Source organism: Acidovorax sp. ACV01 (genome assembly GCF_014851495.1).
GTDB classification, from domain to species: Bacteria; Pseudomonadota; Gammaproteobacteria; order Burkholderiales; family Burkholderiaceae_C; genus Acidovorax; species Acidovorax radicis.
The window spans coordinates 132,793-155,958 of sequence record NZ_JACUZT010000003.1 but is presented as its reverse complement, the minus strand read 5'-3'; the positions used below and the strand labels follow the sequence as shown (position 1 = coordinate 155,958).

21 protein-coding genes are annotated in these 23,166 nt (G+C 65.8%); 15 read left to right on the top strand and 6 right to left on the bottom strand.

The window, feature by feature from the left end; translation table 11 throughout:
* The first annotated feature begins 56 nt into the window (after nt 1-56).
* Nucleotides 57-983: a YihY/virulence factor BrkB family protein gene (locus tag IB243_RS09440; RefSeq protein ID WP_192426531.1), complete on the top strand. Its 927-nt coding sequence runs from the start codon at nt 57-59 to the stop codon at nt 981-983.
* Nucleotides 984-1,119: 136 nt separating this feature from the next.
* On the top strand, nt 1,120-1,926 hold the full coding sequence (locus tag IB243_RS27355) for a glycine zipper 2TM domain-containing protein (protein ID WP_225584865.1): 807 nt from the start codon (nt 1,120-1,122) through the stop codon (nt 1,924-1,926).
* 65 nt (nt 1,927-1,991) lie between these two features.
* Here the strand turns inward: IB243_RS27355 and IB243_RS09430 are convergent, their stop codons facing one another.
* From IB243_RS09430 to fdxA, 4 genes are all read right to left on the bottom strand, one after another.
* Nucleotides 1,992-3,179, bottom strand: a complete 1,188-nt coding sequence (locus IB243_RS09430) for an amidohydrolase family protein (protein ID WP_192426530.1) — start codon at nt 3,177-3,179, stop codon at nt 1,992-1,994.
* Nucleotides 3,180-3,304: 125 nt separating this feature from the next.
* Entirely contained in the window at nt 3,305-4,012 is a 708-nt protein-coding gene (locus tag IB243_RS09425; RefSeq protein ID WP_192426528.1) for a TetR/AcrR family transcriptional regulator, read from the bottom strand.
* Between the two features lie 51 nt (nt 4,013-4,063).
* The gene (locus tag IB243_RS09420) at nt 4,064-4,840 is read right to left on the bottom strand and encodes a ferredoxin--NADP reductase (RefSeq protein ID WP_010466844.1); all 777 of its coding nucleotides are present in this window, start codon (nt 4,838-4,840) and stop codon (nt 4,064-4,066) included.
* Nucleotides 4,841-4,906: 66 nt separating this feature from the next.
* Entirely contained in the window at nt 4,907-5,236 is a 330-nt protein-coding gene (gene fdxA, locus IB243_RS09415) for a ferredoxin FdxA (RefSeq protein WP_010466846.1), read from the bottom strand.
* A 175-nt stretch (nt 5,237-5,411) separates the two neighbouring features.
* Between fdxA and IB243_RS09410 the strand changes: the two genes are divergently transcribed.
* The 13 genes from IB243_RS09410 (at nt 5,412) to IB243_RS09350 (ending at nt 21,361) form a co-directional block, all read left to right on the top strand.
* Entirely contained in the window at nt 5,412-7,043 is a 1,632-nt protein-coding gene (locus IB243_RS09410) for a 6-hydroxynicotinate reductase (protein ID WP_192426526.1), read from the top strand.
* A gap of 13 nt (nt 7,044-7,056) precedes the next feature.
* A complete protein-coding gene (locus IB243_RS09405) occupies nt 7,057-7,977 on the top strand; it encodes a UPF0280 family protein (RefSeq protein WP_192426524.1) in 921 nt (306 codons plus the stop codon).
* 22 nt (nt 7,978-7,999) lie between these two features.
* Nucleotides 8,000-8,641, top strand: coding sequence for an amino acid synthesis family protein (locus tag IB243_RS09400; RefSeq protein ID WP_029414376.1), 642 nt, complete (start codon nt 8,000-8,002; stop codon nt 8,639-8,641).
* Nucleotides 8,642-8,678: 37 nt separating this feature from the next.
* Nucleotides 8,679-9,263, top strand: a complete 585-nt coding sequence (locus tag IB243_RS09395) for an amino acid synthesis family protein (RefSeq protein ID WP_192426522.1) — start codon at nt 8,679-8,681, stop codon at nt 9,261-9,263.
* A gap of 67 nt (nt 9,264-9,330) precedes the next feature.
* On the top strand, nt 9,331-10,539 hold the full coding sequence (locus IB243_RS09390) for an ABC transporter substrate-binding protein (protein WP_192426520.1): 1,209 nt from the start codon (nt 9,331-9,333) through the stop codon (nt 10,537-10,539).
* 170 nt (nt 10,540-10,709) lie between these two features.
* The gene (locus tag IB243_RS09385; protein WP_010466854.1) at nt 10,710-12,617 is read left to right on the top strand and encodes an ABC transporter permease; all 1,908 of its coding nucleotides are present in this window, start codon (nt 10,710-10,712) and stop codon (nt 12,615-12,617) included.
* On the top strand, nt 12,614-13,399 hold the full coding sequence (locus IB243_RS09380) for an ABC transporter ATP-binding protein (protein ID WP_010466855.1): 786 nt from the start codon (nt 12,614-12,616) through the stop codon (nt 13,397-13,399). Before IB243_RS09385 ends, IB243_RS09380 begins: the two co-directional genes overlap by 4 nt.
* A gap of 2 nt (nt 13,400-13,401) precedes the next feature.
* Nucleotides 13,402-14,145: an ABC transporter ATP-binding protein gene (locus tag IB243_RS09375; RefSeq protein ID WP_192427378.1), complete on the top strand. Its 744-nt coding sequence runs from the start codon at nt 13,402-13,404 to the stop codon at nt 14,143-14,145.
* Between the two features lie 71 nt (nt 14,146-14,216).
* On the top strand, nt 14,217-14,942 hold the full coding sequence (pncA, locus tag IB243_RS09370) for a bifunctional nicotinamidase/pyrazinamidase (protein WP_192426517.1): 726 nt from the start codon (nt 14,217-14,219) through the stop codon (nt 14,940-14,942).
* Nucleotides 14,943-15,062: 120 nt separating this feature from the next.
* Nucleotides 15,063-16,235, top strand: coding sequence for an ABC transporter substrate-binding protein (locus IB243_RS09365; protein WP_192426516.1), 1,173 nt, complete (start codon nt 15,063-15,065; stop codon nt 16,233-16,235).
* A gap of 22 nt (nt 16,236-16,257) precedes the next feature.
* Nucleotides 16,258-16,761 carry a (2Fe-2S)-binding protein gene (locus tag IB243_RS09360; RefSeq protein WP_192426515.1) on the top strand — a complete coding sequence of 168 codons (504 nt, stop codon included), beginning with the start codon at nt 16,258-16,260 and terminating at the stop codon, nt 16,759-16,761.
* A complete protein-coding gene (locus IB243_RS09355) occupies nt 16,758-20,504 on the top strand; it encodes a molybdopterin cofactor-binding domain-containing protein (RefSeq protein WP_192426514.1) in 3,747 nt (1,248 codons plus the stop codon). The genes IB243_RS09360 and IB243_RS09355 overlap by 4 nt, the downstream gene beginning before the upstream one ends.
* A 113-nt stretch (nt 20,505-20,617) precedes the next feature.
* On the top strand, nt 20,618-21,361 hold the full coding sequence (locus IB243_RS09350; RefSeq protein WP_225584864.1) for a hypothetical protein: 744 nt from the start codon (nt 20,618-20,620) through the stop codon (nt 21,359-21,361).
* A 495-nt stretch (nt 21,362-21,856) separates the two neighbouring features.
* Here the strand turns inward: IB243_RS09350 and IB243_RS09345 are convergent, their stop codons facing one another.
* Entirely contained in the window at nt 21,857-22,402 is a 546-nt protein-coding gene (locus tag IB243_RS09345) for an EVE domain-containing protein (protein ID WP_225584863.1), read from the bottom strand.
* Nucleotides 22,403-22,514: 112 nt separating this feature from the next.
* Nucleotides 22,515-23,135 (bottom strand): LysE family translocator, encoded by a 621-nt coding sequence (locus tag IB243_RS09340; protein ID WP_057228145.1) that lies wholly within the window; start codon nt 23,133-23,135, stop codon nt 22,515-22,517.
* Nucleotides 23,136-23,166 lie beyond the last annotated feature (31 nt).

Sequence of the window (23,166 nt, the reverse complement as noted above, 5' to 3'; positions counted from 1 at the left end):
AGTTGCAGCGAAACGCGGATGGACGCGCGCAGGCTGTCGCCCTAGGCTTGCCGCATATGGCCGCACCCTCCCTGAAGCGCCGCGCACTGCGCCTTGTCAAATCCGTGTGGACCCTGTTCCAGCCTTTCTGGCGTGCCACCACGCTCTGGCTGGATGCCGATGGGCTGCGCATGAGCGCCGCCATGTCGTTCTACGGCATGCTCAGCCTGGCGCCCCTGTTGCTGTTGCTGGTGGGGGTTCTGGGCTGGTGGATGGACCGCAGCTATCTGGAAAGCAACCTCGTCGCGCAGTTGCAGGCTGTGATGGGCCAGCAGGTGGCCGACGTGGTGCGGCAGGCGATGGCCAGTGCCCAAGCCCCGGCCGAGGGGCGGCTGGCGTCGCTGGTGGGGTTTGTGGTGCTGGTCTCGGGCGCCACGGGGGTGTTTGTCGAATTGCAGTCGGCGCTGGAGCACCTGTGGCGTGGCGAGGGCCCGTTGCCGCAGCGGGCCGCCTGGTGGCGCATGGCATCGCTGCGCTTGCGCGGGCTGGCCTATGTGCTGGCGCTGGGGTTTCTGTTGCTAGTGTCGCTGGCGCTGTCCACGCTGATCCACCTGCTGGCGGGCTGGGCGGGCTCGCGCCTGGCGTTGGCGCCGTTGGCACCTGCCATGCAGCTGGTCAATGAAGTGGTCGCCTTTGGATTTGCCGTGGCGCTGTTTGTGGGCCTGATGCGCATTGGCGCCGGGGCCAAGCCGCCGCCACGCTGCATCATGGCTGGGGCCGTGGTGGGCGCCACGTTGTTCACGGTGGGCAAGCAGCTGCTGGCCTGGTACCTAGCCACGGCGGCGGTGGTGTCGGCCTATGGCGCAGCGGGGTCCCTGGTGGTGTTGCTGATGTGGATCTACTTCTCGTCGGCGGTGCTGCTGTTTTCTGCCAGCTGCGCCCGGGCCTTTCAGGAACTGGGTGCATTGCCCGCAGTGCGGGGGCGTCTGCATGTGCCGCAATAGGTTGAGTCTTCAACCGGTTCGGAGGTCGTAAACACGTTCTTACGTCCTTTACAGCCGCTATGCCCGAATTTCCGGGCTTGCTGGTTACGCTGGCGACCATTCATTCAGAGCTTTCTGGACCTTCCGGAGAAAAATCATGAGCCTTATCGTTTCGCCCCCCACTAATACTTCCGCCGTTCCTGTGGCGCAGGCTGGCGCCTTTGGCGGCGCGGCCGGTCCCTCCCTCAAATGGCTGTGGGCCGCCATCGGCGTGCTGGGCGTGAGCGTGGTGGCGCTGGGCACGACCCTGGTGGTGCAGAACGCGGGCAAGTCCACCGCCGACGCGCAACCCCTGGCCGTGGCGGCGCAGCCTGCGTCCGGAATGACCGGAGTCGAGAATTTTCAACAAAAACCGGCTCCAGCGCTTTCCGGTAATAGAAATATTGCTATGAATAGTGCAGCAAATCAGCCGCCTGCAGCTTCGCAAGGCTATGCCGGGCAGGCCCCGCAGCAGTACCAGCAACAGCAGCCACCCCTGCGCACCGCTGCACAGGCTCCCGTGTGTGCCACCTGTGGTCGCGTGGAGTCGGTGCAGGCGGTGCAACAGGCGGCCCCGGCCACGGGCGTGGGGGCGGTAGCGGGCGGTGTGCTGGGGGCCGTGGTGGGCAACCAGGTGGGCAAGGGCTCGGGCCGTACGGCGGCCACCGTACTGGGCGCCGTGGGCGGCGGCTATGTGGGCCACAAGGTGGAAGAGCGCACGCGCACGCAGACGGTCTACCAGATCGCCGTGCGCATGGAAGATGGTTCAGTGCGGCGCTTTACCCGCGCCCAGCCCCCGGCCGTGGGCACACCCGTGGTGCTGCAGGGCAAGGGTTTCCGCGTGGACGATGGTGCCGCCATGCGCGCTGAAGAACCTTACCCGCGTGCACAGCCCGGCGCGGTGCGTGTGGCGGACACGTATTGATTCGACCGCAAATCCCCCAACAGAAAGCCCGCTGATTGCGGGCTTTTTTGTGGGATGAGCGTGGGCTACAGCACTACGGGGATCTCGGTCGCGGGTGGTGTATTGCGGCTGCGCCCGCAGCGCACCAGGCCGTCGATCATCACCATGCCAATGCCCGGGATGTCGCCCAGCTGCACGCTCTCCAGCAGCGTGGCGCCAGCCGTGTGCTGCGCCCGGTCCATGAACACAAAGTCCGCCGCGCGGCCCGGCTCGACCAGGCCGCAGTTCAGGTTGCGGATGCGCGCCGTGTTGCCCGTGGCAAAGCAGAACACCAGCTCGGCAGGAATGTCGGCAAAGCTCGATATCAGCGCAATCATGCGCAGCATGCCCAGTGGCTGCACGCCCGAGCCGGCCGGGCCGTCGGTGCCCAGGATCACGCGGTGCGGGCACTTGAGCTCGATGGCCGCGCGCGCGGCCTGGATGGCGATCTTCTCGTTGCCGTTGTGCACCAGCTCGATGGCGCGGGACGACTTCTCGCACAGCTCGCACACGTGCTTCCAGGGCAGCGAGGTGTGGCCGCCATTGATGTGGCCGATCACGTCGGCATCGGCCTCCAGCACCACGTCCTTGTCGATCAGGCCCGAACCCGGAATGGATGGCCCGCCCGTGTGGATGGTGCTTTGGATGCCGTGCTTGCGCGCCCACGCCACCATCTGCTGGGCCTCGTAGCCCGCCTTGACGGAGCCCAGGCCCACTTCGCCCAGCAGCGTCACGCCCGCGTCGGCCAGGTCCTTGAAGTCCTGCTCGGTCATGCCTTTTTCGATGACCGGGGCGCCTGCAATCACCTTCACGCCACCGGGGCGGAAGTTGTCGAACGAGCGCTGCGCGGTGATGGCCAGCGCCTTCAGGCCCACGATGTCCTTGGGGCGGCCGGGCAGGTGCACTTCACCGGCCGAGACCATGGTGGTCACGCCGCCGTTCATGGTGGAGTCGATCCAGCCGATCTGGTTTTGCCGCGGCGTCCAGTCGCCAAAGACCGGGTGAACGTGGCTGTCGATCAAACCCGGCGCCACGCAGGTCTGGCGCGCATCGATCACTGTCTGCGCGTGTTCGGTGTCGCAGTCCTTGTAACGGCCTACTGCGACGATGAGGCCGTCATTCACGACGATGGTGTCGGCGTCGAGGATGGGGCGGTCCAGGTCGCCCGACAACAAAAGACCGATGTTTTGGATGACGACCTTGCCCGACTTGCCGCCGGTTGCTGCTTCTGCCATGGATTCTCCTCGTGGGGTGGGGGCTCGGGCTCGTTGGGGCCCTCGCTCAGAAAAATCGTTGTGCCTGGTGCGTCCTGCGTGTCCTGATCCGAATGCTGAGGCGGGTACTGGCGACCTTCAGCCCATCACTTGCCCTTGGGCAGGCTGGGGCCTGGCGCAACGGTGCGCAGCACGCTGTCGATGACGAAGGACTCCCAGTGCACCAGGGCGTCGGGGGTCTCCAGGTCTTCACCCAGAAAGGCAGACAGTGTGTGCCGGTTGGACATGTAGAAGTAGCCCGTGGCGGCGATCAGCAGGTACACATCGCGTGCCGACACATCCTTGCGGAACAGGCCCTGGGCCTGGCCGCTTTCGAGCACGCGGCGGATCACCTCGATGGCGGGCGACGAGTATTCGCGGGCCCGCATCGACTTGGAGATGTGTTTGCCCTTGTGCAGGTTCTCGGTGTTGAGCAGCGTGATGAACTCGGGGTTCTTGCGGTAGTAGCCCACCACGAAGCGGATCACGGCCTGCAGGGCCTCGACCGGTTTGCCGGTATCCAGGTCGAGCTTGGACTCGGCATCGTTCATGCGCCGGTAGGTTTCCTCCAGCACCTCGATGAACAGGCCTTCCTTGCTGCCGAAGTAGTAATAGATCATCCGGTCGAAGGACTTGGCTGCCTTGGAGATCTTCTCCACGCTGCCGCCTTCGTAGCCGTAGCGTGCGAACACCTTGGTCGCCGCCTTCAGGATGTTGTCGCGCGTGGTCTGTGCGGCCTGCTCGCGCACGCCCGTCTTGCGGGCAGAGGTGGAGCGGGTGGGCGCTGTCCGGGTCTTGGTGGGAGTGGCAGACATGGCGGGTCCTGGTGGATAAAGTTGGCCCCCAAAGGGCGGGCCAGCCGGGGATCACTGCTCTGCGAACGCGCGTTCGATCACGAAGTCGCCGGGCTTCGTGGTGTTGCCTTCCTTGAAGCCGCGTTCTTCCATCATGTGTTTGAGGTCGCGCAGCATCTCGGGGCTGCCGCAGATCATCACGCGGTCTTCCTCCGGGTTGAGTGCGGGCAGGCCGAGGTCGCGCGCCATCTGGCCGTTTTCGATCACCGTGGTCACACGGCCCTGGTGCTTGAACGCTTCGCGCGTCACCGTGGGGTAGTACTTGAGCTGCTTGGAGACGATCTCGCCCAGGAACTCGTGCTGCGGCAGTTCCTGCGTGATGTAGTCGTGGTAAGCCAGTTCCTTCACTTCACGCACGCCGTGCACCAGGATGACTTCCTCGAACTTCTCGTAGGTCTCCGGGTCGCGGATCAGGCTCAGGAAAGGAGCCACCCCAGTGCCGGTGGACAGCATGTACAGGCGCTTGGCGGGCAGCAGGTAGTCGATCAGCAGGGTGCCGGTGGGCTTCTTGCCCACCACGATGGTGTCGCCCACCTTGATGTGCTGCAGGCGCGAGGTCAGCGGGCCGTCGGGCACCTTGATGGAGAGGAACTCCAGGTGCTCTTCGTAGTTGGGGCTCACGATGCTGTAGGCGCGCAGCAAGGGTTTGCCGTTCTCGCCGCGCAGGCCGATCATCGTGAAATGCCCATTGGAAAAGCGCAGGGCGGTGTCGCGGGTGGTGGTGAAGGAGAAAAGGCGGTCCGTCCAGTGGTGGACCGTCAGGACGCGTTCTTCAAGAAAGGCGCTCATGGTGATTTAGATGGATAAGTTGGAAGCAAATAAGAAAACTGGCTGAAGTACAGGCCCTGGAGCACACTAAAGCGCGATGTCCAGGCCGGAAAGCTTGTGGCTCACAACCCTCCATTGTTCCGCATCTGGGAGGGGAGGCTTTCTTTTGGTGATTGTGGGCAGGCCAGGCGCAAGCTTTTTGTTGAATTCAAGGAAAGATTCAAACTCGGCGGGAAGGTCCGTATCGGCGTAAATGGCGTTGGCCGGGCATTCAGGAATACACACGGCGCAGTCGATGCATTCATCGGGGTCGATGACCAGAAACTCCCGTCCCTCCTTGAAGCAGTCCACCGGGCAGACATCGACGCAGTCGGTGTACTTGCACCGAATACAGGCGTCAGTGACAACGTGCGTCATTTTGGGGCTCCTTGTGCACCATTTTTGGGGGCGCAAAAACACCATTGCGGACCATGAACGATTGCGCTACATTCGCGATAAATGTAGTGAACACAACATTTAAGTTAAGTGAATGCTACACAAAATGCAATGAGCGTACAAGCACTTGCAACAATGCAATGAATAGGCCGCCACGATGACTGAACACACCAAGACCGATGGTCTACCGGGCATGGATGCGCCAGAACTGCCGCAGGTGCTTGAGCGCGCCCGGCCTCGCAATGAGCGCATGAATGCCGCCAAGGTCGAGTGCAATGCGTGCCCGGTGCTGTGCCAGATTTCCGAAGGCCGTGCAGGTGCATGTGATCGTTATGCCAACCATGCCGGCGTGCTGGTGCGGCTAGACCCTGTGGTGCTGCTGCGCAAGACCCTGGAGGCATGCGAGGCCACACTGGTGCCGTTTGCGGGCCGTGTGGGGGCGAGCGATGCGCAGGAGGGTGCCGAGGCGGAACCGACGGTCGCGCCGCAGCCTTGGTCTGGCGATCTGCTGCTGTCGGAAGAGGTGTTCGTCACAGGCGTGGGTTCGTCCACCACCTATCCTGACTACAAACCGGCGCCGTTCATTGTCGGCTCCCAAACCGACGGCGTGGACATGGTGACCGTAGTCACCGAAGGCATCTTCAGCTACTGCAGCTTCAAGGTGAAGATCGACACCGACCGCTTCCTTGGCTCCGAGCAGGCCAATGTGCGCTGCAAAGGCGAGGTGGTGGGCCACGTGACCACGGCGGAGTATGGCTCGCAGATGCTGTCGCTGGGCGGCGTGCACCACCTCACGGGCGGCACCAAGAAGGAAGGCCGCGTCGCAGCCGAGATGATGCAATTGCTCGGCAACAAGCAGGCTGTGGAGTTCACCATCGACGGTGGCTCCCAACTGGTGATCCAGGCGGGGCGCGCACCCATCGTCAATGGTGTGGCAGAGCAGCGCATGCGCGTGGGCTGTGGCTCCGCCGCCATCGGCATCTTTGCGCGCCAGTTCTATGGCCACGCCGACGAGGTGGTGGTGGTCGACGACCACATCACGGGTGTGTTGACCGAACACCAGGCCGGTCGTTGCCTGGACATGAAGTCCTCGGGCATCCAGATGCGCGGGCGCAAGTCCACGCCGGGCCGTTACTTTCAGGTGGCCAACCCCGGCACAGGCTGGGGCGGCACCGACATCGCCGACCCGCTGTCGATCATCGAGGGCTGGGACGAATCTATCGCCTGGCCCGGGTTGCGCCTTTTGATGACGTCCACCACGGGTGAGCATGCAAGCTGGTATGTGCTCGACGACACTCTGGTCCCGGTGGAGGCGGAGATGCCCGCCGAAATCCGCCGCATTGTGGACCGCATCGGCGAGAACTGCGAGCCCTCGCTGGCCTCCGTGTTGTTCCTCGGCGGCGCAGGCGGCAGCCTCCGCGCGGGGGTCACCGAAAACCCGGTGCTGCTCACGCGTGCCATCAAGAATGCGCTGGTCAACGTGACCTGCGGCGGCGCACCGGCCTATGTGTGGCCAGGGGGCGGCATCACGGTGATGGCCGATGTGCTGCGCATGCCCGACAACAGCTTTGGCACTGTGCCCACGCCCGCCATCGTCGCACCCATCGAGTTCAGCATGCGCCGCGCGGACTACGAAGCGCTGGGCGGGCATACCGACCAGATCCGAAGCTTGCGCGAGGTGTTGGAGCGTGGTGCCTGGCACAACGACGGAGCACCGCAGGCGCGCGTGTGGCAGACCTTGCCCGCCGCCAATCCGTGGCCGTTGGGTCGTCCGCCCTTGCTAGGCTGAGTGGGTACACGCCGTGAACGCTTGTCGCAAGCTCCTGCCCGATGGCCGCTGGCATTTCCAGCATGGGCCGATGGACCTCATCCTCCAGGCTGAAGGGGGACGCGACGCCGTGGCGCAGGCGCACGAGCGCGCTTGGCACCGCTTTGAAGGGCTGCTGCAGGAGCTGGTGGACGAACTCCCCGGCCTGAGGGCGCCCGTGGGTGACCTCTGTGTGTTGCAGGGTGCGGTGGCGCGTCGCATGTGGGAGGCGTGCGCTCCTTACCGCGCAGGCTTCATCACGTCGATGGCGGCGGTGGCGGGTGCCGTGGCGCAGGAGATTCTGGCGGGCTATGACCAGCCAAGCATTGACCGTGCCTGGGTCAACAACGGAGGTGATATTGCCCTGCACCTGGCATCTGGGCAGTCCGTCACGGTGGGGGTGTACGCTGACATTGCAGCACTGAGCGCCGCACAGTTGCACAGCGGCCTGGTGCTCGACGGGAAGATCCGCGTCACCAGCGCCATGCCGGTGCGGGGTGTGGCGACCAGTGGCTGGCGCGGGCGCAGCCAGTCTCTGGGCATTGCCGACAGCGTCACGGTGCTGGCGCGCACGGCCGCGCAGGCCGATGCGGCGGCGACCATCGTGGCCAACGCTGTCAATGTGCAGGATGCGCGCATTGGCCGCATGCCGGCGTGTTTGGTGCGGGACGACAGCGATCTCGGTGCCATTCCTGTCACTGTGGACGTACCTGCTTTGCCAGAAGGGCAGGTGCGCCGGGCCTTGCAGCAGGGGCTGCAAAAGGCGCAAGAATTGCAGTCCGGCGGCTTGCTGTGGTTTGCACTCCTGGCGTGCCAGGGACAGTTTGTGGCAACGGCGGCACCAGAAGCCATTGCGGGTGCAAAGTGGCCGGCGGAATGGGTGACGGAATCGGAAGTTGGTTCAGTATTTGCTTAACGAATTGCACAGGTCTTCAAAAATGATCCAGATACGACGCGTTTTCACCCATCTTGAGGAAATCAGGCACGAATTCGGGCCGGTGGCCGATATGCCGCTTCTGCGTGGTGCCATCGGCGCGGTGCTGACCAACCCTTTTGCGGGCCGGTACGAGCCCGACATCCTCCCCATGATGGACGCCTTGCAGGACGTGGGGCTGGACATGGCCCAGCGCCTTCTCAGGGCCATGGCAGTGCCTGCCGAACGCATCGAAACCTATGGCAAGGGCGCCATCGTGGGGGCGGCTGGGGAACTGGAGCATGGCGCGCTGTGGCATGTGCCCGGTGGGTACGCCATGCGCGAGCTGCTGGGTTGGAAGGGCGACCGCAACGCTTACGCCAAGGGCCAGGCCGAAGAGAAGACGGGGCAGCCCGCCAACGCGCTGTCCATCGTGCCTTCCACCAAAAAGGTTGGAGGCCCGGGCGCAGCGCTGGATGTGCCACTGACCCACATCAACGCGAGCTATGTGCGCAGCCATTTCGATGCCATCGAAGTGCGTGTGCCCGGCGCGCCCGTGTCGGATGAAATCGTCTTCATCCTGGCCATGTCCACAGGCGCTCGCATCCATGCGCGCGTCGGAGGCCTGAAGGCCGCGGACATCAGCCAGTGGAACGGCCTGCGCTGATCTACTGCGTAAACACAAGACCCAAGGAGACCACAACATGCCCGCCAAGATTCGGAAGATCATTGTTCAAACTGACGAAGTCCGCGTGGAAATGGGGCGAGAATTGCAGCCGCCTGTGCGCAAAGCGCTGGCCATGGCCGTGATCGAGAACCCCTGCGCTGGCCGCTATGTCGAGAACCTCGATGAACTCGTGGCCATCGGCGAAGAGCTGGGCGCGCTGCTGGGTGCTCGCTGCGTTGCGGCCCTGGGCATCGCTCCCGGCCAGTCGCACAGCTATGGCAAGGCTGCCATCGTGGGCGAGGCGGGCGAGCTGGAGCATGCTGCCGCCATCCTCCACCCGAAGCTGGGCGCGCCACTGCGTGTGGCGGTCGAGAAAGGCGCAGCCCTTGTGCCTTCGAGCAAAAAGATCGGCGGCCTGGGTGCTGCGATTGACGTTCCCCTTGGCCACAAGGATGCCGCCTATGTGCGCAGCCATTTCGATGCGATGGAAGCCCGTGTGGCCGACGCGCCGCGCGCCAACGAAATTGTGGTGGCCGTTGTTGTCACCGACAGCGGTCGTCCGCTGGCGCGTATCGGCGGTCTTCAGGTTTCCGAAATCAAAGGCGAGGATGGCCTGCGTTGAGCGCGCACTACCATCCCGAGCACACCCACCGATCCCTTTCCCAACCCCACCTTTCAGGAGCTTCCCCATGACGATGCGACGAAACCTCATGCGTGCCACGGCCGCAGCCGCGCTGGCCCTCACGCTGGCCCCTGTGGTGCACGCCCAGGATGTCATCAAGATTGGCGAGATCAACAGCTACAAGGCGCAACCTGCTTTCCTGGAGCCCTACAAGAAAGGCATGGAGCTGGCGGTCGATGAGATCAACGCTGCGGGCGGTGTTCTGGGCAAGAAGGTCCAGCTCGTCATCCGCGACGACAACGCCAACCCAGGCGACGCCGTGCGCGCAGCCGAAGAACTGGTGTCGCGCGAAAAGGTCGATGTGCTCACTGGCTCGTTCCTCTCGCACATCGGGCTGGCGTTGACCGACTTTGCCAAGCAAAAGAAATTCTTCTTCCTCGCGGGCGAGCCACTGACCGACAAGATCGTCTGGCAGAACGGCAACCGCTACACCTACCGCCTGCGTCCCTCCACCTATATGCAGGTGTCGATGATGGTGCCCGAGGCGGCAGCCCTCAAGAAGAAGCGCTGGGCGCTGGTGTACCCCAACTACGAGTATGGCCAGTCTGCGGTGGCCACGTTCAAGCAGCTGCTCAAGGCTGCACAGCCCGATGTCGAGTTCGTGGCCGAGCAGGCGCCGCCGTTGGGCAAGGTCGATTCGGGCAGCGTGGTGCAGGCCCTGGCCGACGCCAAGCCCGATGCGATCTTCAACGTGCTGTTCGGTGCCGACCTGTCCAAGTTTGTGCGCGAAGGCAATACGCGTGGCCTGTTTCAGGGTCGTGAGGTGGTCAGTCTGCTGACGGGCGAGCCCGAATACATGGACCCGCTCAAGGACGAAGCGCCAAACGGCTGGATCGTCACCGGCTACCCCTGGTATGGCATCCAGACGCCCGAGCACAAGGCTTTCCAGACTGCCTACCAGGCCAAGTTCAACGACTACCCGCGCCTGGGCTCCATCGTGGGCTACAGCGCCATCAAGTCGCTGGCCGAAGGTATGAAGAAGGCCGGTTCCACCGACACCGAAAAACTCGTGGCCGCGTTCAAGGGCCTGCAGGTGCCTACACCGTTTGGCCGTATTACCTACCGCCCCGAAGACAACCAGTCCACCATGGGTGGCTATGTGGGCCGCACCAAGAACGAAGGCGGCAAGGGTGTGATGGTGGACTACCGGTACATCGATGGTGCCAAGGTCCAGCCTTCGAACGACGAAGTCAAGAAGATGCGTCCTGCTGAATAAGCAACAACCCCCCCTGAGACGCTTCGCGTCTTCCCCCTTCTCTCGCGCTGCGCGCGGGAAGGGGGACGCAGCCCTCGCTGCGGGGCGGCCCTTGCTCGGCTGCCCTGGTCTGGAGTGCGCCAGTTTCAACGCTTGTGGGCGGTGCGTAGTTCGCGCCGTGGAGACCAGAGATGGGTTTTTCGAGTTTTATCGTTCAGCTGCTCAACGGACTGGCGGGGGCTTCCTCGCTGTTCCTGGTGGGGGCCGGGCTCTCGCTGATCTTCGGCGTCACGCGCATCGTGAACTTTGCGCACGGCTCGTTCTTCATGGTGGGCATCTACGTTGCCTATTCGCTGGTGGCCAAGCTGGGTACGGGCCTGGGTTTCTGGCCTGCGCTGCTGCTGGCGGCCGTCGTGGTGGGGGCGTTGGGCGCTTTGGTGGAGGTGGTGCTGCTGCGCCGCATCTACAAGGCACCCGAGCTGTTCCAGCTGCTGGCCACGTTTGCGCTGGTGCTGGTCATCAAGGACGCCGCGCTGTGGTTCTGGGGGCCTGAAGAGCTGCTGGGTCCGCGCGCGCCGGGGTTGTCGGGCTCCGTCAATATCTTGGGTCGGCAGTTTCCGTCCTACGACCTGTTTCTGATCGTTGTCGGGCCGGTGGTTCTGGGCTTGCTGTGGCTGCTGCTCACCCGCACGCGTTGGGGCACGCTGGTGCGCGCCGCCACGCAAGACCGCGAGATGGTCAGCGCGCTGGGCGTGAACCAGGCCTGGCTGTTCACGGCGGTGTTCGCGCTGGGCGCGCTGTTGGCGGGCCTGGGCGGCGCGCTGCAATTGCCGCGCGAGCCGGCCACGCTGGAGATGGACCTCAACACCATCGGCGCCGCCTTTGTGGTGGTCGTGGTGGGGGGCATGGGCTCCATTCCAGGCGCGTATGTGGCCGCGCTGCTGATCGCCGAGATCAAGGCCATCTGCATCTGGCTGGGCGTCGTCGAGATTTTTGGCATCAGCGTGTCGTTCTCCAAGCTCACGCTGGTGGTTGAATTTTTGGTGATGGCCGTGGTGCTGGTCTGGCGCCCCTGGGGCCTCATGGGCAAGCCACAGGGCGTGAGCCGCAACACCGGCCTGCCCGAAGCGCCCCTGCGTGAGCCCGAGCGTTGGTTCAAGATCGGCGGGGCGGTGCTGGTGGCGGCGCTGGTACTGCTGCCGTTGCTGACCACGGGCTCGCCGTACCTCACGGTACTGATGATCGATCTGCTGATCGCCGCGCTGTTTGCGGCCAGCCTGCACTTCATCATGGGCCCGGCTGGGATGCATTCGTTCGGCCATGCGGCGTATTTTGGCCTGGGCGCCTATGCCGCCGCACTGCTGGTGCGTTCGGCGGGTATTCCCATGGAATTGGCGCTGGTGCTGGCGCCGCTGGCGGCGGCTGCGGGTGCGCTGCTTTACGGCTGGTTCTGTGTGCGCCTGTCGGGCGTCTACCTGGCCATGCTGACGCTGGCGTTTGCCCAGATCACCTGGGCCATCTGCTACCAGTGGGATGGATTCACGGGCGGCAGCAATGGCCTCACGGGCGTGTGGCCTGCAGAGTGGCTGTCGGACAAACGCAATTACTACTACCTCACGCTGGCCCTGGTAGTGGGCGGCGTGCTGCTGCTGCGCCGCGTGCTGTTCTCGCCCTTTGGTTATGCGCTGCGCGCAGGGCGTGACTCGGTGCTGCGTGCTGACGCCATTGGCATCGATGTGAAACGCATGCAGTGGACGGCCTTTGTGATCGCCGGCCTGTTCGCCGGCCTGGGCGGCGCGCTGTTCGCGTTCTCCAAAGGCAGCATCTCGCCCGAGACGCTGCACGTGGGCCGCTCGGTCGATGGCCTGGTGATGGTGCTGCTGGGTGGCATTCAGACGCTGGCTGGCCCCGTGGTGGGTGCCGTCACCTTCACCTGGCTGCACGATACCGTGGCGCGCAATACCGACTACTGGCGTGCCATGCTGGGCGCCATCATCCTGATCTTGGTGCTGCTCTTCCCGCAGGGCATTGCGGGCGCCATCAAGCAGCTCTTTGACAACCAGCGCGAAGCCAAGAACACGAAGGAGGGCAAGGCATGAGCTTGCTCAAAGTCACAGGCCTGGGTAAATCCTTTGGTGGCGTCAAGGCGGTGGATGGCATCCACTTCGAGCTGGCCGCTGGTGAGCTGCTGGCGCTTATCGGCCCGAACGGCGCGGGCAAGTCCACCACCTTCAACATGGTCAACGGCCAGCTGTCGGCCGACGTGGGCTCGATCCAGCTTAACGGCCAGGAGCTGGTGGGCCGCAAGCCTCGCGACATCTGGCGCATGGGCGTGGGTCGCACCTTCCAGATCGCCGAAACCTTTGCTTCGCTCACGGTGGTGGAGAACGTGCAGATGGCACTGATCTCCAGCGACAGCCGTTTGTTCTCGATGTGGCGCAAGGCCGCGGACCACAAGCGCGATGAAGCCCTGGCGCTGCTGGACCAGGTGGGCATGAAGTCCCAAGCCGATCGCCCCTGCAGCGTGCTCGCCTATGGCGATGTGAAACGGGTGGAACTGGCCATCGCCATGGCCAACAGCCCGAAGCTGCTGCTCATGGATGAACCCACCGCCGGCATGGCGCCCAAGGAGCGCAATGAGCTCATGGCGCTCACCAAGCAACTGGTGATCGATCGCAACATGGCCGTGCTGTTCACCGAACACAGCATGGACGTGGTGTTCGCCTATGCCGACCGCATGATCGTGTTGGCGCGCGGGCGGCTCATTGCCGAGGGCAAGCCGCTGGAGCTGCGCGACCACCCCAAGGTGCAGGAGGTTTACTTCGGCACCGGCAAGACCTTTGAGAAGAAAACGGCAGCCGCTGCTGCAGAGGCCGCATGAGCATGAAGACCAACGAACCCAAAGAACTGCTGCTGCAGGCCAAGGGGCTGCAAGCCTGGTACGGCGCGGCGCAAATCCTGTATGACGTGGATTTGGATGTGCGCCGTGGCGAAGTCGTGGCGCTGATGGGTCGCAACGGCGCCGGCAAATCCACCACGCTCAAGACGTTGATGGGCATGCTCGCCAAGCGCAAGGGCAGCATCCAGTTCATGGGCAAGGACATCTCCAAAAGCGACCCGCATGACGCCGCGCGCCTGGGCCTGGGTTTTGTGCCTGAGGACCGCCGTGTGTTCACCGACCTCACGGTGATGGAAAACCTGGAGGTGGGCCGCCAGCCTGCCCGCGCTTGGCCCGATGGCACGTCAGCCCCGGTGTGGACGCCCGAGCGCCTGTTCAAGCTCTTCCCCAATCTGGGCGAAATGCCTCTGCGCCCCGGCGGGCGCATGAGCGGCGGTGAGCAGCAGATGCTGACCGTGGCGCGCACGCTCATGGGCAACCCGTACCTGGTGCTGCTGGACGAGCCTTCCGAAGGCGTGGCGCCCGTCATCGTGGAGCAGATGGCACACATGATCCTGGAGCTGAAAGAGCAGGGCGTGAGCATTCTGCTGTCCGAGCAGAACATGCACTTTGCGGAGCTGGTGTCCGACCGCGCCTATGTGCTGGAGAAAGGGCAGATCCGCTACCAGGCCACGATGGCCGAGTTGGCCGCCAACGAGGAAGTTCGGCGGGCCTACCTCAGTGTTTGAAGACGTTCCCGGGCCTGGCCCTACCGGGCCGTGGCCAATGTGTCAGTGCGTTCCCAACCGGAGTGTTCACCATGCAAACAGCCCTGCGTCGTCGCTTTCTTCTTCAATCGGCCGCATTCACCGTGGCCGGAGCCAGTTTCCCCGCCACCTGGGCGGCGGGCAAGATCAAGCCCGGTGAGCGAGCGGCGCTCATCGTGGTCGATGTGCAGAACTGCTTCGTCCCCGGCGGAACCCTGCCGGTGGCCAAGGGCGACGAAGTGGTGCCGGTCATCAACCGCATTGCCACAGCGTTTGAGAATGTGGTGGTCACACAGGATTGGCACACCCAGGGCCACGCCTCGTTTGCCAGCACCCATGCGGGCAAGAAGCCGTTCGAGACCGCCAAGCTCAGTTACGGCCAGCAGGTGCTGTGGCCCGACCATTGTGTACAGGGCACCGACGATGCCGCCCTGCACAAAGACCTCAAGGTGCCCCAGGCGCAGGTGATTCTGCGCAAGGGTTTTCACCAGCATGTGGACAGCTATTCGGCGTTTGAAGAGGCCGACCGCAAAACCTCCACAGGCCTGGCGGGTTACCTGAAGCAGCGTGGCATCAAGACGGTGTTTGTCACCGGCCTGGCCACCGACTTCTGCGTGGCCTGGACGGCGCTCGATGCAAAACGTCTGGGCTTTGAGACTTATGTGGTCGAAGATGCCTGCCGGGCCATTGACCTCAATGGCTCGCTGGACGTCGCCTGGAACAACATGAAGGCCAAAGGCGTCAAGCGCATTCAGTCCAGCGACATCGATATCGCCTGATGGCGCACTGCTCTGGTGCGGCGGTACCAGGGTTTGACAGATTCACAACACCCCGCAGAAATGGTTGCACACCCGCTCCGCTTGCAGGGAAACTTGCGCCTTTGATGTAAGGAGCGTTTCATGAAATGTCGTGGGATGGATGACAGGGGCATCGACCGCCGGGTGGTGCTGACAACCCTGGCCGCCGCTGCTCTGGCAGTGGCTGGCCCGGCAGCCGCCGAGACCGGGGTGACGGACACCCGCATCAAGGTGGGGCAGTCGGCCGTTTTCACGGGGCCTGCCAAGGATTTCGGGGTGGACTACAAGGCGGGCATTGCGCTCTACTTTGACAAGGTCAACAAGACCGGTGGCGTGCAGGGGCGTTCGCTGGAACTCGTCTCCCACGACGATGCTTACGACCCCAAGAAAACCGCGGAGAACACCACACGCCTCATTGATGAAGACAAGGTTTTTGCCCTGATCGGCTATGTGGCCACCGGGAATCTGATCGCCGCCATGCCCATTGCCGAGAAGGCGGGCGTGCCCATGTTTGCGCCACTGGTGGGCACTACCTCGTTTCGCACCAACCACAACCGCTATCTGTTCCATGTGCGCGCCAGCTACGAAACGGAACTGCGCAAAATCGTGGGGCACCTGGCCACCCTGGGCATCAACAACATTGCCGTCATCTACCAGAACAGCGCGTTCGGCAAGTCCAACCTCGAGACCTGCCTGCAGATCGCGCAGGGCCTGAAGGTGAAGGTGGTGGAATCCGTGCCCATGGAGATCGCCGCCACCGACGCCAAGCCCCAGGTTGCCACGCTCACCAAGGCCCAGCCCGGTGCCGTGGTGATGATCATGGCCGGCAAGATGGTGGAAGTGTTCCTGCGCGACTACCGTGCCAGCGGCAGCGCGGCGCCGCTGTACACCATCTCCGTCGGCATCACCGACGCGCCGGGATCTGCGCAGCGCCTGAACGGCGGCATCGAAGGGCTGGTGACCGCCAGCATTGTGCCGTCGCCCCAGTCCAGCCGCATGCCCATCGTGGCGGACTACCGCAAGGACCGCGCCGACGCCGGCGAGAAGATCGACAGCTACACCATGCTGGAAGGCTACATCGCCGCGCGCGTGTTCGTCGAAGGCCTCAAGCGCGCGGGCCGCAACCTCACGCGCGATGGCTTCATCAAGGCCATGGAGGACATGGGGACGACCAAGCTCGGCGACTTCCCGCTGCAATACGGCCCGGGCAACCACAATGGCTCCAACTTCGTGGACCTGGAGATGTACACGCGCTCGGGCACCTTGAAGCGCTGAAGGCCAGGAGTCCGTTCGCCCCATGCACGCCACCCCCAGCGCCACGGCCACCGTCAACGGCCAGCCCTGCGCACTGCCCGCCACCGGTGCGGACGGCGCCACGCTGCTGCACGTGCTGCGCAACGACCTGCAGCTCAACGGCCCCAAGTACGGCTGTGGCCTGGGGCAGTGCGGCGCGTGCACGGTGCTGGTGGACGGCGTGGCCGCGCGGGCCTGTGTGATCCCCGCGCGGGGCGCGGCGGGGCGCGACGTGACCACGCTGGAGGGGCTGCCGGCGCGCTGCGGCCAGGCCACGGGGCTGCACCCGGTGCAGCAGGCCTTCATCGACGAGCAGGCCGCGCAATGCGGCTATTGCCTGAGCGGCATGGTGATGATGACCGTGGCCCTGCTGGAGCGCAACGCCGACCCCGACGAGGCCGCCATCCGCCGCGAACTGGCCAGCAACCTGTGCCGCTGCGGCACCCATGTGGAGATCATCCGCGCCGTGTTGCGTGCGGCCGTGCTGATGCGGGAGGCCAGGGCATGAGCACCACGCCCGCCGGCGCCTGGCCATTGCGCGCCCACGCACCCCTGACCCGCGCCGACTTCCATGCCGCGCAGGGTGTGCTGCTGGTGGTGCGCAACCCGCCGCCCGCGCCGCCGCCCGTCAAAGGCCAGCCCGCGCTGGTGGCGGGCAATCCGGCCGAGGGGGTCGAAATCCTGATTGCCGTGTGGGACGACGGCAGCGTGACCGCGCTCAACGGCCACGTCGACCTGGGCACGGGCATCCGCACGGCGCTGGCGCAGATCGTGGCCGAGGAACTCGATGTGCCGCTGGCCCGGGTGCACATGGTGCTGGGCGACACCGCGCGCGCGCCCAACCAGGGTGCGACCATCGCCAGCGCCTCGATCCAGATCCACGCCAGGCCGCTGCGCATCGCCGCGGCGCAGGCGCGCCACTGGCTGGTGGCGCGCGCCGCCGCGCGCCTGGGCGTGGCGGCCGACACCCTGCGGGTGCAGGCCGGGGTGGTGCAGGCGGCCGCCGAACCGGCGCGCCAGGTGGCCTATGGCGAACTGCTCGCTGGCGCGCACACCGCCCTGGAGCTGGCCGAGGCCACGCCCACCAAGCCCGCGGCCGACTACACCGTGGTCGGGCAGCCGGTGCCGCGCGTGGACATCCCCGCCAAGGTCCGCGGCGAGCTGGTCTTCGTGCACGACATGCGCGTGCCCGGCATGCTGCATGGGCGCGTGGTGCGCCCGCCCTATGCGGGCGCCGACCATGGCGACTTCATCGGCAACACGCTGGAATCGGTGGACCAGTCGTCCATCGCCCACATCCCGGGCATCCGCGCGGTGGTGGTGATCCGCGACTTCGTGGGCATCGTCGCCGAGCGCGAGGAGCAGGCCGAGCAAGCCCTGCGCGAGCTGAAGGTGCAGTGGAAGCACTGGCCCGGTTTCCCGCGCCAGGACAGCGCTGAAGCGGTGGAGCAGGCCATTCGCGCCAACCCCGCCACCCAGCGCCGCCTGGTGGACGAGGGCGATGTGGATGCCGCGCTGGCCGCTGCCGACCAGCCCATGCCGCGCACCTATGTGTGGCCCTACCAGCTGCACGGCTCCATCGGCCCCTCGTGCGCGGTGGCCGAGTGGCGCCAGGACGAAACCTCGGGCCGTGCCCGCATGGCCGTCTGGGCCGGCACGCAGAACCCCCATGTGCTGCGCGCCGACCTGGCCCGGCTGATGGGCCTGGCCGACGTGGACATCGACCTGGTGCGCATGGAGGCTGCGGGTTGCTACGGCCGCAACGGGGCCGACGACGTGGCGGCCGATGCTGCGCTGCTCTCGCGCGCTGTGGGGGCGCCCGTGCGCGTGCAGCTCACGCGCGAGCAGGAGCACCTGTGGGAGCCCAAGGGCACGGCCCAGCTCATGCAGGTGCGTGGCGGGCTCAACGCCGATGGCTCGGTGGCGGCCTACGACTTCGAGACCTCCTACCCCTCCAACGGCGCGCCCACACTGGCCCTGCTGCTCACGCGCACCATCGAGCCCGTGGCCCAGGCCTACGAGATGGGCGACCGCACCGCGCGCCCGCCCTACGGTTACGAGAACCTGCGCGTGGCCGTGAACGACATGGCGCCCATCGTGCGGGCCTCGTGGCTGCGCGGCGTCTCGGCGCTGCCCAACTCGTTCGCGCACGAGTCGTATGTGGACGAGCTGGCCACGGCGGCCGGCGTGGACCCCGTGGCTTTCCGCCTGCAGCTGCTGAACGATCCGCGCGCGGCCGAGCTCGTGCAGGCCACGGCGGAAAAGGCGGGCTGGGTGCGCCGCACCGGCCCCTTGCAGCGCGGGCTGGACGGCGACTGGGTGCAGGGCCAGGGTTTTGCCTACGCGCGCTACATCCACAGCAAATGGCCGGGCTTTGGCGCCGCCTGGGCGGCCTGGGTGGCCGACGTGGACGTGAACCGGAAGACCGGCGAGGTCCACGTGCGCCGCGTGGTCGTGGGGCACGATGCGGGCCTCATGGTCAACCCGGCCGGCGTGGAGCACCAGGTGCACGGCAACGTGGTGCAGACCACCAGCCGCGCGCTCAAGGAGCAGGTGACGTTTGAGCCCGTGAAGCAGGCCGTGGACAACCGCGAATGGGGCAGCTACCCGATCCTGAGCTTTCGCGAAGTGCCCGTCATCGAGGTCATGCACATGCCCCGGCAGGACGAGGCGCCGCTGGGCTCGGGCGAGTCGTCCTCGGTGCCCGGCACGGCGGCGATCGCCAACGCGATCTTCGACGCTACGGGCGTCCGGTTTCGGGCGCCGCCGTTCACCCCCGAGGTGGTGCGCGCCGGGCTCAATCCCCTGCCCGGTGGGGCGGGCGAAGCTGCTGCGGGGGGTAGCCAACCCGCAGAACCCGCCGAGGTGTTGCCCACATTGGAACTCCCCGCGCCCACCGTGCCCGCCAGCGCCACATGGCCCACCCAGCGCAGCCCCTGGGCCCGCGCGCTCGCTCTCGTCGCTGGTGGCATCGCCATGGGCGCAGCGCTGCTGGGCTGGCGCCCGTCCATCGCGCCCGTGGTGCAGACAGCAGGCGCCGCGGTGTACAACGCCGCCACCATTGAGCGCGGCCGCATCGTGGCCGCCGCTGGCGACTGCGTGGTGTGCCACACCGCCCCAGGCGGCACGCCCAACACGGGTGGTCGTGCCATGGATACCCCCTTTGGCAAGGTGTACACCACCAACCTCACGCCCGACGCCGAGACCGGCATCGGCCAGTGGTCCTTCAGCGCCTTCCAGCGCGCCATGCGTGAAGGCATCTCGCGCGACGGCAAGCACCTGTACCCCGCATTCCCCTACACCTCGTTCGCCAAGATGAGCGACGACGACTTGACCGCGCTGTATGCCTACCTCATGGCGCAGCCTGCGGTGAGGGCCGAGGTGCCCAAGACGGAACTGGCCTTCCCCTTCAGCGTGCGCCCTTTGATGGCCGGCTGGAACGCGCTGTTCCACGACGCCACGCCCTTCAAGCCCGACCCGAATCGCCCGCCCGAATGGAACCGGGGCGCCTACCTGGTGCAGGGCGTGGGCCACTGCGGCGCCTGCCACACGCCGCGCAATGCGCTGGGGGCCGAGTTGGGCGAGGCTGCGTTCCTCTCCGGCGCCATGATTGATGGCTGGGAGGCGCCTGCGCTCACCGGCCTTTCGAAGGCGCCCGTGCCCTGGACGGCCGATGCGCTCTACGCCTACCTGCGCTACGGCCACAGCCCGCAGCACGGCAACGCCTCCGGCCCCATGGCGCCCGTGGTGCGCGAGCTAGCGCATTTGCCCGACGACGACATCCGCGCCATGGCAAGCTACCTGGCCTCGTTTACCGCTACGGAAGCGGCTACCCAGCCAGCCACCCTGCCTGTGTCTGACCCGCAGCAGCGCGCCCAAACCGCCGTGGCCCAGGCCGCCGCGCTGGCCCCGCAGCCCGGCCAGGCCCAGCGCCTGTTCGACGGTGCCTGCGCCGCCTGCCACCACGACGGCGATGGTCCGCGCCTGCTGGGCGTGAATGTGCCCCTGGCTCTCAACAGCAACCTGCACAGCGACCGGCCCGACAACCTGCTGCAAGTCATCGTGCACGGCATCCGCGAGCCTGCTGCGCGCGACATCGGCTTCATGCCCGGCTTCGGCCACGCACTCAGCGACGCGCAGATCACCGAGCTGGCGGGCTACATGCGCCAGCGCTACGCCCCCGGCCGTCCGGCGTGGCGCGATGTGTCCGAGGCACTGGTGCGTGTGCGGGCGGGGTCTGCGCATCCTTGATGAGATTTCAGGCCCTGGCGCAGGTTGGATAAGCGCGGGCAGCTATCAAAAACAGAGTGCGAACAAGGCGGCGTTCGGCACGACAATCGGGCCACCACGGCAGACCTGTGACCATGACTCCAGCCTTCCCTCCGCCATCGCACGGTGGCCCCCGTACCGGGCACCCGCGTGTATGCCACGCGCGCCTGGTGGCTGTGCTGGCACTGTGTTGTGTGGCGCTATCGGCCTGCGGGCCTGAATTGCAAGGGTCGCCCAAGCCGCCCAAGGCGTTTGGCCCCGTGCAGAGCAGCTGGTTCGGCTGCCCGCCCCTGCAAGGGGTTTACGCCTGGCCTCCAGTCGATGCCAGCGGCGTGCATGGCAACAGGCCGTCCAATCGCCGGTGGGAGCAGGGCGGGCTGCCCTTTTATGTCAATGGGCCCGAGATGCAGATATGGGTGCAGCAGGCGGGTGGGGAGATGACCCTGCGCACGCGCACCATCAACCGCGCACGCAACATACGCTCCTCCCTTACTCGCCGATGGAGCCTGGTCACCTACGGCGGCGCGCAGACGCGTTGCACCTCCGGCATGCTCGACGTGGTTCCCCAGGACATCCCCGAGGGCAAGGATGCTGGGGGCACGGGCGTTCTCCAGGGTTTTCGCCTTGCGCTGCTGAAGGATGGTGCGCTGGCTGTGGGCACCCGCACCGTCTCCACGGGGAACAAGGGCTCTTACTTCTCCTGGGGTGGCCAGTCCTACGGTACCTACGACGCGCCCGATGTTGAAACCTGGTCATGGTCCAAACTGACCCGCACTGCCCCTGGAGACCGGGAGCCCTCGATCGTGGATGCCTACGTGCCGGGTGCCAATGCGCCGTAGAGCGTATTTGCGCCCCCCCGGGTGGCGATGTAGGGTGCGCACCAGCCACGGGGCGGCGTCTGAAAAAAGCCGTGAACTTCCCCTTTTATCGCGCTACCGCCAGTGCTGCTACCTCGGCACAGTGGTATGAGGGCTTGGTCCATGGCGGGGCAGGCCCGGGTGCTTGTAGGTCTGCGGGCCTGCAACATGCACTGTGATCCGTCGGCCTGCCTGCGCGGTGGCCGAAGACTTTCCTCCAAGGAGCAGACCATGCCTACTGGTGAACTGGAAATCCACGCGATCGTGCTGCGCATGATGCGCGAAGGCTATGCCGCCCTGAGCGCGGCCCAACGAAGAATTGTGGATGCGTTGATGGCCGTGTGTTAGCGCGGCTCACAAAACTCCCCTGGCGGCGTTGTCCCGTCTTGTTGTACCGCCTGTGTTGCCTCGGCAGGTGCCAGCCCCCATGTGGCGCCTCTGTAGGCCGGTCAGTGTTTGCCGCCCGGTAGCGCGCGGCTATGTCCAATGGAGCAATGTGGCGTCTGCCCCCATCGCCTGCGCGATGAGGCGCATGTCGTGGTCGCTGACGGCAAACAGCCCAAAGCGGAACTTGCCGCCCCAATGCGTGCGGTCGTCCACAAACTCAAAGTCGTCCAGCAGCGGCGCAATCGCAGCCTCCCGCGCAGGCACATAGGCCACGTCCTTGCGAAACGGCACAAACCCGCCGCCCATGTCAAACGCATACGGATCGCCTGCCAGAACAATGCCGATGGAGACAAATGCCTGCAGCCGGTCCTTGCCACCCATGGTGACCGTGGGCGAGTAGTAGGCCACGCGGTCTCCCGGCTGGATGCGCTTGAGCGGCGCGGCCTTGCCATGGCACACCTGCATGTAGCCTGCGCCTGGCGCAGCACATCCGCGGCGAGCATGCTGGGCACTGGCCACCGCAATCCAGTTGCGGCGTGGTGGGGCCGCGGGGGTTTCTGCCACGAAGGGGGCCTGTGCCGCGGACATGGGCTCGGCGTCCCGCCACAGGGCTTGCTGAAGCAAGGCGTCGGTCATGGAAAGCTCCTTGAGGGGAAAGAAGCCGTGATGGTGCGGGTGCGCTGCTGACAGCGCAGTGTCAGTACCTTTGCAGCATTACCTCGTTGGCTGCGAGATCGTAAACACGCTCTTAGACGAGCTGTACCCATTGCCACAGCGCAAACCCGCCCAGCAGCAGTGCCGAGGCCTGGTTGATGCGCTGGCGCCAGGTCGGCGTGAAGCGCCGCCGCTGGTACGCAATCGCGCCGGTCAGCAGTAGCCACCACGCTGCCGAGCCCGCCAGAACGCCCGCCACCATCCACAGCGGGGACGGCATGGCTTGCTGGCCACCGCCCAGCGACCCAAACACCGCGATGAAAGAAACGATGGTGGCCGGGTTGGCCAGCGTCAACGCGAACGTGCCCGCAGCCAGGCCCAGCAGGCCACGCGCATCGCGCGCCGGTGCCGCAGTGTGGGCCACCGGCGCATGCCAGGTGCGCCAGGCCAGCACCAGCAGCAACGCGCCGCCGCCGAGCGCGAGCGGTGTCTTGGCGCTGGCGAGCAGGTCGATCAGCCAGCGCACGCTGAAGGCGCCGATGGCGCCGTACACCGCGTCTGCGGCAGCGGCGCCCAGGCCCGTGGCCAGCCCGGCCGCCAGGCCCCGCTCCAGGGTGCGCTGCATCGTCAGCAGACCAATGGGGCCGACGGGGGCCGCGATGAGGACGCCAATGATGGCGGCTTGGAGAAACAGGGTGAGTGAGGCGAAGTCCATGCACCAATGCTAGGGCGGTGGTTTGCGACGG